Source organism: Okeania sp. SIO2B9 (genome assembly GCF_010672505.1).
GTDB lineage: Bacteria > Cyanobacteriota > Cyanobacteriia > Cyanobacteriales > Microcoleaceae > Okeania > Okeania hirsuta.
In genome coordinates, this window is record NZ_JAAHGK010000040.1 from 1 (window position 1) to 14,199 (window position 14,199).

Annotated in this window: 12 protein-coding genes and 3 pseudogenes; 11 read left to right on the forward strand and 4 right to left on the reverse strand. The window is 34.3% G+C overall.

The annotated features are described in order from the left end of the window. Positions 1-135 precede the first annotated feature (135 nt). Both F6K13_RS03075 and F6K13_RS03080 read left to right on the forward strand, forming a co-directional pair. Complete coding sequence (locus tag F6K13_RS03075) at positions 136-564, forward strand: hypothetical protein (RefSeq protein WP_124145005.1); 429 nt, start codon at positions 136-138, stop codon at positions 562-564. Positions 565-866: 302 nt separating this feature from the next. Next, positions 867-1,076, forward strand: a pseudogene (locus F6K13_RS03080) (transposase); the annotation flags it as partial. Positions 1,077-1,245: 169 nt separating this feature from the next. On the opposite strand, the gene ctpA reads toward F6K13_RS03080, so the two are convergent. Then, positions 1,246-2,484, reverse strand: a complete 1,239-nt coding sequence (ctpA, locus tag F6K13_RS03085) for a carboxyl-terminal processing protease CtpA (protein ID WP_124145007.1) — start codon at positions 2,482-2,484, stop codon at positions 1,246-1,248. A 710-nt stretch (positions 2,485-3,194) separates the two neighbouring features. Here ctpA and petB point away from each other — a divergent pair. Both petB and petD read left to right on the forward strand, forming a co-directional pair. Next, on the forward strand, positions 3,195-3,863 hold the full coding sequence (petB, locus tag F6K13_RS03090) for a cytochrome b6 (RefSeq protein WP_124145008.1): 669 nt from the start codon (positions 3,195-3,197) through the stop codon (positions 3,861-3,863). A 314-nt stretch (positions 3,864-4,177) separates the two neighbouring features. Further along, complete coding sequence (petD, locus tag F6K13_RS03095; protein ID WP_124145046.1) at positions 4,178-4,660, forward strand: cytochrome b6-f complex subunit IV; 483 nt, start codon at positions 4,178-4,180, stop codon at positions 4,658-4,660. Positions 4,661-5,342: 682 nt separating this feature from the next. Here the strand turns inward: petD and F6K13_RS03100 are convergent. After that, positions 5,343-5,588, reverse strand: a complete 246-nt coding sequence (locus tag F6K13_RS03100) for a transposase (protein WP_338043182.1) — start codon at positions 5,586-5,588, stop codon at positions 5,343-5,345. 39 nt (positions 5,589-5,627) lie between these two features. Here F6K13_RS03100 and F6K13_RS03105 point away from each other — a divergent pair. The 3 genes and pseudogenes from F6K13_RS03105 to F6K13_RS03115 all read left to right on the forward strand — a co-directional run. Further along, positions 5,628-5,817 (forward strand): annotated as a pseudogene (locus F6K13_RS03105) (ISAzo13 family transposase); the annotation flags it as partial. A gap of 312 nt (positions 5,818-6,129) precedes the next feature. Next, positions 6,130-7,281 carry a glycosyltransferase family 4 protein gene (locus F6K13_RS03110; RefSeq protein WP_287286791.1) on the forward strand — a complete coding sequence of 384 codons (1,152 nt, stop codon included), beginning with the start codon at positions 6,130-6,132 and terminating at the stop codon, positions 7,279-7,281. Positions 7,282-7,322: 41 nt separating this feature from the next. Next, positions 7,323-7,718, forward strand: a complete 396-nt coding sequence (locus F6K13_RS03115) for a hypothetical protein (protein ID WP_287286793.1) — start codon at positions 7,323-7,325, stop codon at positions 7,716-7,718. Between the two features lie 710 nt (positions 7,719-8,428). Here the strand turns inward: F6K13_RS03115 and F6K13_RS03120 are convergent. Further along, a complete protein-coding gene (locus F6K13_RS03120) occupies positions 8,429-9,448 on the reverse strand; it encodes an endonuclease/exonuclease/phosphatase family protein (RefSeq protein WP_287286795.1) in 1,020 nt (339 codons plus the stop codon). Positions 9,449-9,852: 404 nt separating this feature from the next. On the opposite strand from F6K13_RS03120, the gene F6K13_RS03125 reads away from it, so the two are divergent. The 3 genes from F6K13_RS03125 (at position 9,853) to F6K13_RS03135 (ending at position 11,619) form a co-directional block, all read left to right on the forward strand. Continuing rightward, positions 9,853-10,206: a hypothetical protein gene (locus F6K13_RS03125; RefSeq protein ID WP_287286797.1), complete on the forward strand. Its 354-nt coding sequence runs from the start codon at positions 9,853-9,855 to the stop codon at positions 10,204-10,206. A gap of 110 nt (positions 10,207-10,316) precedes the next feature. After that, positions 10,317-11,138: a hypothetical protein gene (locus tag F6K13_RS03130; RefSeq protein ID WP_287286798.1), complete on the forward strand. Its 822-nt coding sequence runs from the start codon at positions 10,317-10,319 to the stop codon at positions 11,136-11,138. Positions 11,139-11,271: 133 nt separating this feature from the next. Then, positions 11,272-11,619 carry a PH domain-containing protein gene (locus F6K13_RS03135; RefSeq protein WP_287286799.1) on the forward strand — a complete coding sequence of 116 codons (348 nt, stop codon included), beginning with the start codon at positions 11,272-11,274 and terminating at the stop codon, positions 11,617-11,619. 1,359 nt (positions 11,620-12,978) lie between these two features. Here F6K13_RS03135 and F6K13_RS03140 read toward each other — a convergent pair. After that, positions 12,979-13,560: a hypothetical protein gene (locus F6K13_RS03140; protein WP_287286801.1), complete on the reverse strand. Its 582-nt coding sequence runs from the start codon at positions 13,558-13,560 to the stop codon at positions 12,979-12,981. Between the two features lie 379 nt (positions 13,561-13,939). On the opposite strand from F6K13_RS03140, the pseudogene purH reads away from it, so the two are divergent. Beyond that, positions 13,940-14,199 (forward strand): annotated as a pseudogene (purH, locus tag F6K13_RS03145) (bifunctional phosphoribosylaminoimidazolecarboxamide formyltransferase/IMP cyclohydrolase); the annotation flags it as partial.

Genomic DNA, 14,199 nt, shown 5'->3' on the forward strand with positions numbered 1-14,199 from the left:
TTGAAAATGTTACAGGTTTAGTAGCTTGCATAAAATTTAGTCAAGATAGCTTCATCAATTAGAATATTTTTCTATTTAGATATTAATCTAAATAGAAAAATATTCTAATTGATGAAGCTATCTTGACTAAATTTTATGCAAGCTACTAAACCTGTAACATTTTCACCAGTTTCTCACAACACTCCTACTCAGGTAAAACCTCAAATATTTTCCAAAAGAATCAAGTCTTCTTATCTAGGAATAACAATTGAAACTACAGTCAAATTATTTACTAATATTGTAATTTCTGTTTTTGTAACATCAGCTTTCTTGAAATTGTGGCCTCATTACCAATCTATTCAAGAAAAGCTACAAGTAATTGAATCTGAAATTGAAGCCACAACTGAAAGACTTAATCAAGAGAAAGCAGATTTTACTCGTTATTTCGATCCTAGTCAGGCCAAAAGTATTATGCAAGAGCAAAGCAACCGAGTAGGCCGTCATCAAATACCGATAATTTGGCTAAAAGATAATGGTGTTAAACCAAATTCAGAATCTACTAGCTCTAATGGAAGAAGTAGTTAGTATTAGCTAGGGCAAAACTTAAGTTAACACCCCTAAAGTACGACTGATAATGGGAGCGATGGGGATTTATAACAGTTTTCACATAGACTACAGTGGCCAAAGCATTTTTCTAGGATCTAGGGACGTTGTATGCAACGTCCCTACCTACCCCCTACTACTCCTCCCTTCCCTTGGGCAAAAAGAATTTTGTAGTCCACTTAAATGAAAATTGCTGTAAACCCCACCAAACCCATTGAAATTGCCGTTGACGCGCGTGGGTATTAACCCATCAGGAATCAAGATAATTATCTGACAGTGATGGAAACAAAGTAGCTAATCCTAAAAATCTCAACAAGTTGCACAAAAAATTAAGGTTAGCTCAAAAGTCTCTATCTAGGAAAACCTTTGGGTCAAATCATGATCAAAAAGCCCGGTTTAAAGTAGCTAGGATACACGCAAAAATTAAAGATTCAAGAGGAGACTATACTCATAAGCGTGCCTACTCAGCTAATCAGATAAATATAAAATTATAGCCACTCGAGCTCTTTCAACATTACTCTGATAGTATTTAGAGTTTTGGATTAGGGATACTCTACTTATAATTTGTACAGAACTATCAGCTTTTTGAAATAATGATGAATATTATTTAGAAACACAAATCCTGAATATTTACCTCTACCAAAAATATGGATAAAAAGTCAATTAGGCTGCATTTGCTAATGCAATTTCAGATGTAAGAATTTCTACTGCAGCTTGATATTGTTTGTCAGCTTCTGTGGTAATTTGGTAAGGCCAAATCGGGTCTTCTTCCACCACAACATCAGGCATAATTCCCTGTTTATTGATATCTGTATGGTTTGGTGTTTCATACTTGGCCACCGTCACAGCCAACCCCGAACCATCAGACAAATCAAACAAAGACTGAATTAACCCTTTGCCAAAAGTTTTTTCACCTACTAACAAAGCACGGCCATTATCCTGAAGAGCACCTGCAAGAATTTCACTGGCACTGGCAGTACCCTGATTAGTTAATACAACTAATGGGGAATCAGTTATGGCTAGTCCTTCAGCAGAAAAACTACCAAGAAATCTTTGTCTATTAACCGTGTAAACAATAGTACCATCATCCAACCATAGACGAGCAATTTCTATGCCAGCTTGTAATAGTCCACCTGGATTATTTCGTAAATCAAGCACATAACCAATAACCCCCTGCTGCTCAAAACTTTCTACTGCCTGGCTGACTTCTGTCGCAGCATTAGCATTAAATTGACTCAGACGAATATAACCAATTTTTCCTGTTTCCGGGCCATACTTTAATTCAGCATAGACTGGGTTAATTTCAATAGTATCCCTAATTAGTTTAATTTCTTGAGGTTGGTCGTTGCTTTCTGTCAAAATTGTCAATACTACTGAAGAACCAACAGGACCTCGCATTCTATTTGCAGCTTCATCCAAAGTAAATTCTGAAGTTGATTGGCCATCAATTTTGAGGACGCGATCGCGAGGTTGAATACCAGCAGCTTCAGCAGGAGAGCTCTCCAGGGGAGAGATGACTATTAGTTCTCCTGTTTGAGGGTCCAAAGCAATTTGTAAACCCACTCCGGTTAATTCTCCAGAAGTATTAACCTGCAAATTATTGTATTGTTCTGGTTTGAGAAGTCTGGTGAAGGGGTCTTCCAGACTTGCCAACATTTCTTGAATGGCATTATAAGTATCGTCTCTGTTCTCAAGGGGTTTCTTAATCAATTTTTGACGTACAAACCACCAATTCTGATGATTGAAAGAATCATCAACATAAGCCAAGTTAACTATCCGCCAAGCTTCGCCCAATAAACTCTGTTCCTCTGTCAGTGCTGATGCAGATGATGTCCAAAATCCACCACTCAGAATCACTGGTAATATTAATAGAAATATAATTCGAATAAATCTTTTTTTCATAAATACAAAAGTTATTGCCTCATAGCATTATTGGGTAAAATTTACAGTATAAATCAAAAATACTTAATATCTCAAACTTGATCAAAGCTGACACGTTAAGATATCAGGAGCTTGGTAGCCCTCTTCTTTTAAGACAGGGTCGAAAAGCGACTCGTGCGGATTTATTTTCAGTAAAAAATGATACAATTTAACCAAGCAAGTTAAGAACAACTATCTACGCTTTGAGGCATTCCTAGTAAGGTAAAATTCCTGCAACGAAGAACCGAATGTACAGAGTATGAAACCACTATACGAGCAAGTAACAGCAGGGTGTTGACCGTATCTACTGACATCGTCATGGACTCGGAAAGCGTAAAAAAATTAACAAGTAAGCGCAATTGCTGTATTGGTAAATCAATAATCGTTTTGAGCGTCTAGGGGGATATTTGACTATTCCTTTTAAATCATTCTTAAAGAATCTGCCTCTCTTCGGAGCGCAGAGTGTCAACTTGATGAAATTTATCCATAAGTTATGTTAAATTTTTTAAAGGGAGGGTAGAAAAGAATTAATATTTGTTTCTTAAAGTTAAGGTAGACTTGTCTGTGAATTGCTTTACCAGTTGGTATGATATTTTGTATTGCTGGTTAAAGGTTTGAGGTAAGTATATCTTCCTAACTACCCAGAACCATCGATTAAAAAACAGCAATATTCATCTAGGATTTTTGGCTTCATGTTCACAAAACAGGTAACTGATTCAGCAGCTTATAAGTGGTTCGATGAGCGCTTAGAAGTTCAAGCGCTCGCTGACGATATCTCCAGCAAATATGTCCCACCCCATGTAAATATTTTTTACTGCTTGGGTGGTATTACTTTGGTTTGCTTCCTCATCCAGTTTGCTACTGGGTTTGCTATGACTTTCTACTACAAGCCAACAGTAACAGAAGCACTGGCATCAGTTCAATATATTATGACTGAGGTTAACTTTGGTTGGCTAATTCGTTCTATCCATCGTTGGTCGGCCAGTATGATGGTGCTGATGATGATTCTTCATGTTTTCCGAGTTTATCTCACAGGTGGTTTCAAGAAACCCCGGGAACTTACTTGGGTAACAGGTGTAGTTATGGCTGTAATTACGGTTAGTTTTGGTGTTACAGGTTATTCTCTACCTTGGGACCAAATTGGTTACTGGGCTGTGAAAATTGTTTCTGGGGTACCTGATGCAATTCCATTTGTTGGTCCATTTATTGTAGAATTAATGCGTGGTAGTACAAGTGTTGGTCAAGCAACTTTAACTCGCTTCTACAGTCTTCATACTTTTGTACTACCTTGGTTAATTGCAGTATTTATGTTACTGCATTTCTTGATGATTCGTAAGCAAGGTATCTCTGGACCTTTGTAAGTTAACCTATACGAATCGTGATGATGTAGCTATAGCATAAATCATCAGAAATATTAGGATTAATAGTGGCGGGACAGACCGCCCAATAAAAGTACAACGCCTGCGCTGAGGTTTACTTAGGGTAAAGACGGAGAAATAAAGCTTCTAGAGATGGTCTGACAGAAATGCAACTTAACTTGTTTGATACGAGTTTATGTGCATCTAGTTATAGAGTCTGTGAAGCAAGAATATCCCACTATAATCTTTTATTTAGTGGTGATAGTGTCAAAAATAATCAAATACTAGCTCTCGGTGATTACGGAGAAAAAAAGATTATGTCCACTTTAAAAAAGCCGGATCTGAGCGATCCTCAATTAAGAGCTAAGTTAGCTAAAGGTATGGGTCACAATTATTACGGTGAACCTGCTTGGCCTAACGACTTACTCTATATATTTCCAGTCGTAATTGTTGGTACATTTGCTTTGTGTGTAGGTCTAGCGGTACTAGATCCTGCTATGGTTGGCGAACCAGCAGACCCATTTGCTACACCTCTAGAAATTCTGCCTGAATGGTATTTCTGGCCAGTGTTTCAAATTCTGCGTACTGTACCTAATAAGTTGTTGGGTATTGTAGCAATGGCTTCTATTCCTCTGGGATTAATGTTGGTTCCTTTCATTGAAAGTGTAAATAAGTTTCAAAACCCTTTCCGTCGTCCAGTAGCGACTGCTGTTTTCTTGTTTGGTACAGCAGTAACTCTGTGGTTGGGTATTGGTGCTACTTTACCAATTGAGAAATCCTTGACTTTTGGTCTATTCTAAGAATGAGACTTCTAAAATAAGATTTTACACCCTTTGTTGATTTTCTTGATGAGTACATTTGTAGTTGTGTACTTGTATAAATTTTCAAGGGGTTTTACCTCTCCCCGCGCTTAAAAGCGCGGGGATTCTAAACTGTTGCTACGATTAGGGGATAAAGCCAAATCTGGTAGCTTTTTTAGTTTTGGTTTCCCAGATAGGAAATCTGGAGCGCGAGGGTTAAAACTCGCCTACAGACCTTGACTAGGCTTAGATCTAATTGTGTCTCTACTTTACGTTCACGAAGCGTGCCGAAAGCAAGTATATTCGCTGCACCATTTAAGTCAGCTTTGACCCACAAACCTTTACCAGTGTGGTATATCCCACGTTTAACTCGTTTCCCTGATGGTTTCCAACGGCAGTCGCTACAACGGGGGGAACCCCCGCAATGCGCTGACTCCCCTTCAGGTTTTTCACCGAAAGTAGGTAGAAAATCGCCATCTAGAAAACTAGCCTTGCTGGTATATGACTCTTCAGTTTCAACAAACTTAATCCCGTACTCAAGGCACAGTTGTTTAACTCATTCTTTAAGTTTAGTTGTGGGAATTTGTACGAATGACTGTGTTGTTTTACCTAGCTTAGACTCTACTATTAACTGAAAAGCATTTTATATTTATTTGGCTAAATTTAGGTTTCATAGCTTGATTCACCAACGCACCATTTTTGCAGCTTTATTAACTGCATCTCTCATCTGGCGATTACGTTTTTCTGTGATGTGGGCTAATTGCTCATCCGAATAACCCTGGGGTTTACCCTCTTTGAGAGTGGAAACCGATTTATTATACCACTGGTTAAGGCTTTTAACCTTACGCCCATCAATAATCAAGCTAGTACCAACGTTAGAAACGCAACTTAGGAGCCTGTAAAAATAACTTGAACAAATTACTCCCAAAGCTAAATAATCAAAGTATCACGTTTATTGTTGGGTAATATGTCTGATCACTCTGTAGTCAAAACTATTCAAGACAAGTATGAATTGTTGTGGCCTTACTTAAACGAAAAAAACACGACGTATATGGGCAGCCATTGAAGCTCAAAGCCTGGGTTGGGGAGGTATCACCTTGGTAGCCAAAGCAACTGGACTTTCCCGGACAACAATTCATGCTGGTATGGATAATCTCTGTAAATCAGATGGAACAACAAGATCGGACTACAAAGTTTGATTTTTCATTTTTAACTCTCAAAATATTTAGGGTTTTTAGCAAAAATATTATTACTGGCATAGGTCGATCGTTGTGGAACGCCTTTTTTTGAGTTGTAATTGTAATATGATCGCCAAAAGTTAGATAAATTATAATTTATAGTTTATATTAATTATCATTAATTATCCCTGGTCAAAAGTTACATATAATTGGCTTTTACGAGGTTGTGCTATAAATAGTATCTAGAGGTGCTTGGAAATAAAAAATATAAATAATAATGTGGAGATTAAGTTGGCTAACAAGATTAATCAAAAAAAAGGAAATACATTTGTTTTTCTGGAAATTTTATCTCGTGAAGGTGGCATTCAATCTTATGTTAGAGATATTTTCCAGGCTTACCAAGACCTAACAAATTCTACAAATGCTTCTGATTCGGTTCTAGATACTGATATATTATTACTGAGAGATGGATTAGAATGTGAAAATCCCTATCAGTCGAAGAATATAAATTTCTATTATTTAAAAACTCAGCCTCTTTGGTTAGGGCGTTTTAGGTTAGCAGCAAAATTATTATGGTGTTTGCTGAAAAAACAACCTCAACAAGTTTTTTGTGGTCATATTAATTTAGCTCCCTTAGTTCAAATTTTGTGTGTACCTCTCGGCATTCCCTACACAGTTTTGACTTATGGTAAGGAAGTGTGGGAACCACTACCAAACAAATATCAACAGGCATTAAAACAAGCAGCTCGTATTTTAACTATTAGTCGTTATAGTCGCGATCGCTGTTGTGAAAATAATCATCTAGACCAAGAAAAGTTTCAATTGTTACCTTGTATGGTGGATGAGAATACTTTTATTCCTCAGCCTAAACCGAAAGATTTGATTGAGCGTTACAACCTGGAAGGGGCAAAGGTGTTAATGACTGTCGCTAGACTTTGGTCAGGAGACCCCTATAAAGGTGTTGATGTTACTATCCGTGCCCTTTCTAAGATACTACAAATATTCCCAGAAGTAAAGTATTTAGTCATTGGAAGAGGAGACGACCAACCTCGGTTAGCCAAGTTAGCTCAAGATTTAGGGGTGGAGAAACAAGTTATATTTGCTGGGTTTGTGCCTACAGAAGATTTGGTCAGACATTATCAAGTAGCTGATGCTTATGTGATGCCTTCTCAGGAAGGATTCGGTATAGTTTATTTAGAAGCAATGGCCTGTGGAATACCAGTATTATCAGGTGATGCAGATGGATCGGCAGACCCTTTACAGGATGGAAAATTAGGATGGCGTGTACCCTATAGAGATCCAGAAGCAGTAGCTAATGCTTGTATTGAGATGTTGAAGGGAGAAGACCGGAGGTGTGATGGTAATTGGTTACGAGAAGAAAGTGTAAAAGTGTTTGGTAGGGTTGCCTTTACTGAAAGGGTAAAACAACTTTTAGATTTGTGATTAGGATATAAGTAAGGATGGATATTTAAGGAGATAATGAAGTGAATCAAGGCAATTCAAAAGTGTTTAAATTAACACTGGCCAGTATTGGTAATTGGCTAATTGTTTTAGCTGTTGTTTGGTTTTTAGGGTCTATAGGATTAGGATGGTTAGTTAACTCTGTTTTGATATTGATTGGTTTTATATTGATTGCACCTATAATTGCATTTATTGGGTTACGTTGGTGGTTGAATCGTAATTTAATTATTGATAAATGTCCTGTTTGTAGTTATGAATTTACTGCTTTAAATCAGACTCAATTTCAATGTCCTAGTTGTGGGGAACCACTTAAGGTTGAAGGGGGTAATTTTAGTAGGTTAACTCCTCCTGGTACTATTGATGTATCTGCTGTGGAGATTAATGCACAACAAATTGAAGACTATAAGTCAAAAAATTGATTTATTTAATATTAATTTGATAGTGGAACTAAGTTCAATAATTAATACTTAATAATTAATAATTAATAATTAATAATTACCTCTCCTTTAAAAGAAGAGGATTGAAGCTTAAGGAAATTTTTTTCTTTTTTCTCCTTAAAAGGAGAGGCTTTAAACCTTAATTATTCGGTAAAAAATTTTCTCTGAAAGAAAAACATAAGATATTGGTTAACTAAAATATACTTACTTTCTTTGAGCTAATTTTGAAAATTAAAATTGAGATTTTTTTTAGCTAAATTTATTTTATTTCTAGAGATAGATTCTAGTTAGTCTTGTCAAAGTAGTGATATTAGTTAGCATATATCCTTAGTTATTAAGAATTAATCTAGAAAGACCGCTACTTAATTTAATACGAAATGAGCGAGACAAAATGAAAGAGGTAATACTGACTTAAGATGGTAAGTTAATAGCTTTTTATTCTAGTTTAACTAATGCTAATTTGCTATTACATCAATAAAAATCTAGATTTAGATAATGAATATAAGCTTTTGTGTATTGTAGGAAAAATTCATTGGAAACGGAGCAGAACACTGAACCTTATATCATGTCCGGTTGAATACTTATAAATAAATAAATGATTAGGTAGTAGGGAGTAGGGATAAAAAAAGAGATTTGCGATCGCTAGTGAAAGGATAGTTTTTTTGATAACTAATTATCCGGGCATGATATTATTAATTTCCTGATTTGCTAATCAATAAATCTGTAATTAAAGGTAGATGATCTGAACCTAAATTTAAACCTGAATTAGCTTTTGTTTCAACATTTACAACTTTAATTTCTGAACTAATTAAACAATGATCTATAGGAATCTGAAAAAATCTAGATAAAATATACAAGACTACAGAGTTATTAAATTTTGCAGGCCAAGTAGGAAGAATGCCAAAGCCTAAACGACTATTTCTTAATCCAGTTTCTTGTTCTAAATTTTGATAATAAGGAGACCACATTGTTATATTCAAATATCCTGCAAGAATAACTGGATGATTTAATTGTTGAATATATTTACCAAGTTTTTCTAAAATTTGATTCCGTTGTTTAAAAGTGTTTCTATATATAGGAACAGTTGGATGGGTTGCTATTAAATAAATAGTTTGTTGATTAATGTTGAAGTTAGTAATAATAGTAGGTTTGTTCGGAGCAAAAAATTTTATTGAATAATCTTTGAGAGGAAATTTGCTGTAAACTGCAATAATTCCATAGGGAGGAATTCCATAGGTAGACTGAGAGGCAATTGAATTAGGTAAAATATCAGATAATTTTTGTAAATTTTGAAACCAGGTATTAGTAGGTTCTAAAAAAATTGCTATATCTGGATTTTCTTTTCTTACCATTTTGGTAACTTGCGAATATTGAGAATTTATACCTCCATAAAGGTTGTAAACTAAAATTCGTAAGTTAGGAGTTTCTTGGCTAATACCATTTTTATAAATATACCAAGGCAAAATTGGGGTGAGGTTAATAATTGTGCAAAATATGCCAACTAACAATAGTCTTTTTTTGCCTGTTATACCTAAGCAACACAATAAAATTAAGCTGATTACAAAATATTGAACTTTAAAATGAGAGATTAGCTCAAAAATGATGCCTTTTTGCCAATAACCTCCTAGGGAAAACAGAGTGGTAATAATAATTCCTGTGGTTAATAAATAACTGAATATTTTTTTGAGTCGATCAAGCCAGGATATTTGCATATTAGGCTTTAGAATATACTACTTTTTTTATTGAATAAAAAATCATTCTGATAGGCGCTCGCCACCTAGTACAGTAACTATATCACAATTCTTGTAATATTAGGTAATGCAATTGGAAGCTAAATTAAATCAAACTGTTTCTGAAAAGATAGAGCCTTTAGAAATTTCATTAGCGACTCAATTAAGACTATCAAACGAAGACAATAAATTCTGAAAAATATAAAGATTTTTACACACAGCCACCCCTGGGTAAAGCCACTCAAGAAAAAATTGATAGGATTGATAATATTTATTGGAAATTTAAGGAGCAAGTTAAGTCTCAGGAAAAATATGTAGATCGAGAACAAGCGAATTTAGAGAAAACAAAAGGTAGTATTAGTTCTATTTCTGAAAACCTTGATGGTTTGATATCTGAGCTAGAAAATATATGCAGTTTCGCCAATAATAATCAAGAAGTTAAGGATGAAAAATATTTAGCTAAAAAGAATGAGCATTGCAATAAACTAAGAGATATTTCTTTGCAACTAAAAGAGTCTACAAATTCAAACTTAAAGAACTTTCAGAAATTCAGTAATGATTTAATTAGGATTGAAGAAAATGTTTCAGATTCTCAAAAATTTCTTCCTTCTTGGAACAATTGGCTAGCTGCACAAAAAAAGGTTACAGATAATAGATTAATTACTAGAGAACAGGTTGATAATTGGATAGAGCGTGCGAATCGTGAATTTAATTTTTTTATCAAACAATTGAAAATGTAGATAGTGTTGTACAAAAAATTCCACAAGAAAAATCAGAGCTTATTGGTAAGATTAAAACTATAGAAAAAGAATCTGAAAATTTTGAAAGTCAGATTAGTGAATATGAAAACATGAAAAATTTTACGTTGACTAAGGAAATTGTTAATGATGCAAAAAATAATTTATCCTCCATCAATGATTTATTGGATAAAATTTCTCAAACTGAAAAAAATACTCAAGTTTTAGTTGATAATCTCAGAAAGGAATCTGATGAAATAGATAGGAGAATTGAACTTCTTTATGGCTTATATCTTGATGGTCAAAATCTTCTGAAAACTCCAAGATTTACTCCAGGGGCATTAAGTCAAAAACCCAACCTTAAAAGAGAGCTAGAAAATGTTAATAACTTGAGGCTTAAAGAACTTCCTTCTTTGAAAGAAAAAATACAGAATGAACTTGATATTTATAAGTCTCTGCAAAAGTCAATATTTCAGAAGTTAGGAGAAACTCGGTTATCAATTAAAAACACTCAGGATAGACTAGAATATTTTATCAACAGTATAGGAAAACTGCTTTTGATATCTACTATTCTATGGTCTGCTATCTATGGAGTAATTGTAGCAGTTATGATTACTTTAATTTGGTACTTTTACAAAAAAAGAATTTTGAGAAAACAAAACCTTCTTGATTCTAAGGATTTAGACAATCTACTTGATAAGATTAAGGACACTAAAGAATTTGTCACAATCAGAAAAGAAGCAATACAACTAATCTATGAACATCAAAATAATCTCAATGTTAAACAATTATCATCATTAGTAAAACTGCTAAAAGAGACGGTAAAACAGATGGAAAAGTTTAAATCTGATGATGATGTAAAAGTTAATGCGGAGCTAAGAAAAGTAGCAGAGTCTCTTGAGCTACGTCTAATGGAAAAGCGGAGTTTCAAATAGCTCAGAAATTAAAGACTAAAGTATAAATGATGTGCGACTAGACTGATTAGAGTCAAATTCAACTGTACATACTTAAAACAATCTATGAAGGAGTTAGTAGATGGAAGTAGAAAGTTGCCGAATTAATCCTAGTATGTGGAGAAGTAATCCACTTTTATTTATTGCTTATTTGTGTTTAATTTTATTGTTTGGAATAGGGCTTATATTCTTATTAATATGGTGGATTAAAAGTAAAAATACAACATTAATAGTGACTGACAAGCGTACAATTTTACAACAGGGTCTACTTAGTAGATGCACTAATGAAGTAATGCACGCTCATATCCGTAATATTCAAGTTCAACAAAGTATGATGGAACGTTTGTTCAATACTGGTACTATCAAAATCGCTAGTGCGGGAACAGGGGATATTGAAATTACTGTATCAGGTATTCCTGCTCCGAATAGAATTAAGACAGTAATTGACCATTATCGTTTGTGAAGTCTACATTAGCAGAAATTTAAGTTTTAGACTCTCACAATTTGGTTCATTGGAACTAATTAAATAGATTTGATATTCATTAGATTTATTGCAGAAGTCCGGGGATAGGAAATAGGGAATAGGGAGTTAACGAAGTCAGAAGTCAGAAGTCAGAAGTTATTTTTGTAACGGGGATGCGTGAGCAACTATCCAAAAATATTTCGCCTTAAAAGGCGGGGTTTTAGACCCATATTATTTTGATAAAACTGTTTATTTTATATCTTGAATTATTTAATTAACGGTTTTGCCAGAGGTCTATTGTAAGTCAATACAGTTCAGATAAAAAAAATCAATAATACTAAGTCTGAAAAGATAATCTTACAAATGATTAGGGGCGATTTGTTGGCGCAACACTCCGCGATCGCGTAAATTTATTTATCTATAGTCTGAAATACTAAAAATTAATATCATTCAGTCACAAAAGAGTCTAAAAAAAGTCGCTCAAAACAGGATTGGATAACGGTTAAGCTTTTGCAGATAGTTAATTAGGGAAAGGAATTATGATTGCAGTTTAATTTGTCAATGGACTATTAATTATTAATAATTTTCCTATTAACTATAAATAGAATACATTTTATGTTGAATAAAAAGTCATGCGTATAGACGAGTTCCACCCAATAACATTACTCTATCACAAATTTTAAATACTTACAATCTGAATTTCAGGATTTTTTTTGAGCTTTTCAAAATGAAGAAAGTTTTTTGAGAACTAATTAATTAATAATTTTCCTTTTATCTATTATCTATAAATTTATGTTGAATAAAAAGTCATACGTATAGACGAGTTCCACCCAATAATATTACTCTATCACAAATTTTAAATACTTACAATCTGAATTTCCGGTTTTTTTTGAGCTTTTCAAAATGAAAAAAGTTTTTGAGAGCTAATTCATTGATAATTTTCCTATTAGGGATTTGCAACTTAATAAAGTACCGATTATTACTGTATAAAAAGTTCCGTGGCTATCCGAATCGAGGCGATAATATTAGACTCAACCTCAATCGGAAATAGTCAAGCCAGCCGAAGCAATCTCTACTCTATCAATCAATTAGCTGGTAGTCTATTTTTTTGCTAGTCCCTTAACTATAAATAGAATACATTTTATGTTGAATAAAAAGTCATACGTATAGACGAGTTCCACCCAATAACATTACTCTATCACAAATTTTAAATACTTACAACCTGAATTTCCGGTTTTTTTTGAGCTTTTCAAAATGAAATATAGCAGTTGCTATGGCTTTGAGAATAAATCTTCTTTGTTTCGATAACCAAAGCCTTCTGCTATATATCAATCAAAAGATACTATGGCTCGCCACATTCTAATATGTAGGAAGAGGAATTACATTCCATTGTGCATGAGGTCTACTAGCTGGACTAGCACCTTTAAGTATATGAAGTACCACAGTATCCCGGTTACCAGTAGCAGCGGCACTGGGAGAGCAACCACGACACCGAGCTACATATTTCCCTGTATTCTTGAGACCATAGTTGCCATTAGGCAGTAATTCAGGAGTAAATTGAGCGTTAGGGCTATTTGGATTGTTGTGATTAATAACTAGAAAGTCAGGAGATGTACCACCTTTGATACAGCCATTGCACCGACCTACATATTTACCATTATCTGACTTAAGAGCAATTTTCCCACCACCAACAGGAACAACTATGAAATGAGTCTGAGGACCAGAATATTGGTTGTGTAGTACCACAGTATCAGGAATAGGAGTAGAACCCACAGTTTCTTGGCAGCCTCTACAGCGAGCCATAAATGTTCCAGTGTCAGATACTTGCAAAGCTACTTTTCCTCTGGGAAATGAGCTGTCTTGGCTTTGTGCTAATGGTGCAGTTAAGGTCAGAGGTCCAATAGCTGCCAGAGTTAATATTAATGTAAACCACTTTTTCATTTTTGTGTAGTTCCTTAATAATGTTGAAAAAAAAATCAACCTGGTGGACGAGTTACTACCATGACTTTTACTTTACCATAATTTTTCAGTTTATTCTCAAAATCTATTTTCGTTGAAGTATTTTTATTTGGATCTCTCAGAAATGAAGCAATTTTTTAGACCTAATTAGGGTTTGCTGAAAAAGTATTTTTAAGGAGTATATGAAACCTCTTGATAATAATTTCTCCTGTAACATACTAAGTAATTATTAGGAAACTGATAGCTGAAAGCTGACCGCTAAATGCTCAAAAATATTAAAATAATCCGCAGAGTTTCAATATTTTAATTTTAATTCTTAAAATATAGACTGTTAGTTTTCCTATGTCAGGATTTGAAACAAATGGCACGTTTAGCATTACTCAGCACATCAGATAAAACAGGTCTCATTGACTTAGCAAAAAGTCTAGTTACAGAATTTGACTATGAAATAATTAGTAGTGGCGGTACTGCTAAAACTCTGAAAGAAGCAGGAATTTATGTGACAAAAGTATCTGACTATACGGGATTTCCAGAAATTCTTGGAGGTAGAGTTAAAACCTTACATCCTCGGATTCATGGAGGTATATTAGTAAGAAGAGATTTAGAGCAAGATATAGAAGA

Bases quoted from the DNA above. Each gene is read 5' to 3' on its own strand.
- F6K13_RS03120 (WP_287286795.1), bottom strand. From the start codon at position 9,448: ATGCAAATATCCTGGCTTGATCGACTCAAAAAAATATTCAGTTATTTA.
- F6K13_RS03075 (WP_124145005.1), top strand. From the start codon at position 136: ATGCAAGCTACTAAACCTGTAACATTTTCACCAGTTTCTCACAACACT.
- petD (WP_124145046.1), top strand. From the start codon at position 4,178: ATGTCCACTTTAAAAAAGCCGGATCTGAGCGATCCTCAATTAAGAGCT.
- F6K13_RS03135 (WP_287286799.1), top strand. From the start codon at position 11,272: ATGTGGAGAAGTAATCCACTTTTATTTATTGCTTATTTGTGTTTAATT.
- petB (WP_124145008.1), top strand. From the start codon at position 3,195: ATGTTCACAAAACAGGTAACTGATTCAGCAGCTTATAAGTGGTTCGAT.
- F6K13_RS03140 (WP_287286801.1), bottom strand. From the start codon at position 13,560: ATGAAAAAGTGGTTTACATTAATATTAACTCTGGCAGCTATTGGACCT.
- ctpA (WP_124145007.1), bottom strand. From the start codon at position 2,484: ATGAAAAAAAGATTTATTCGAATTATATTTCTATTAATATTACCAGTG.
- F6K13_RS03130 (WP_287286798.1), top strand. From the start codon at position 10,317: ATGAAAAATTTTACGTTGACTAAGGAAATTGTTAATGATGCAAAAAAT.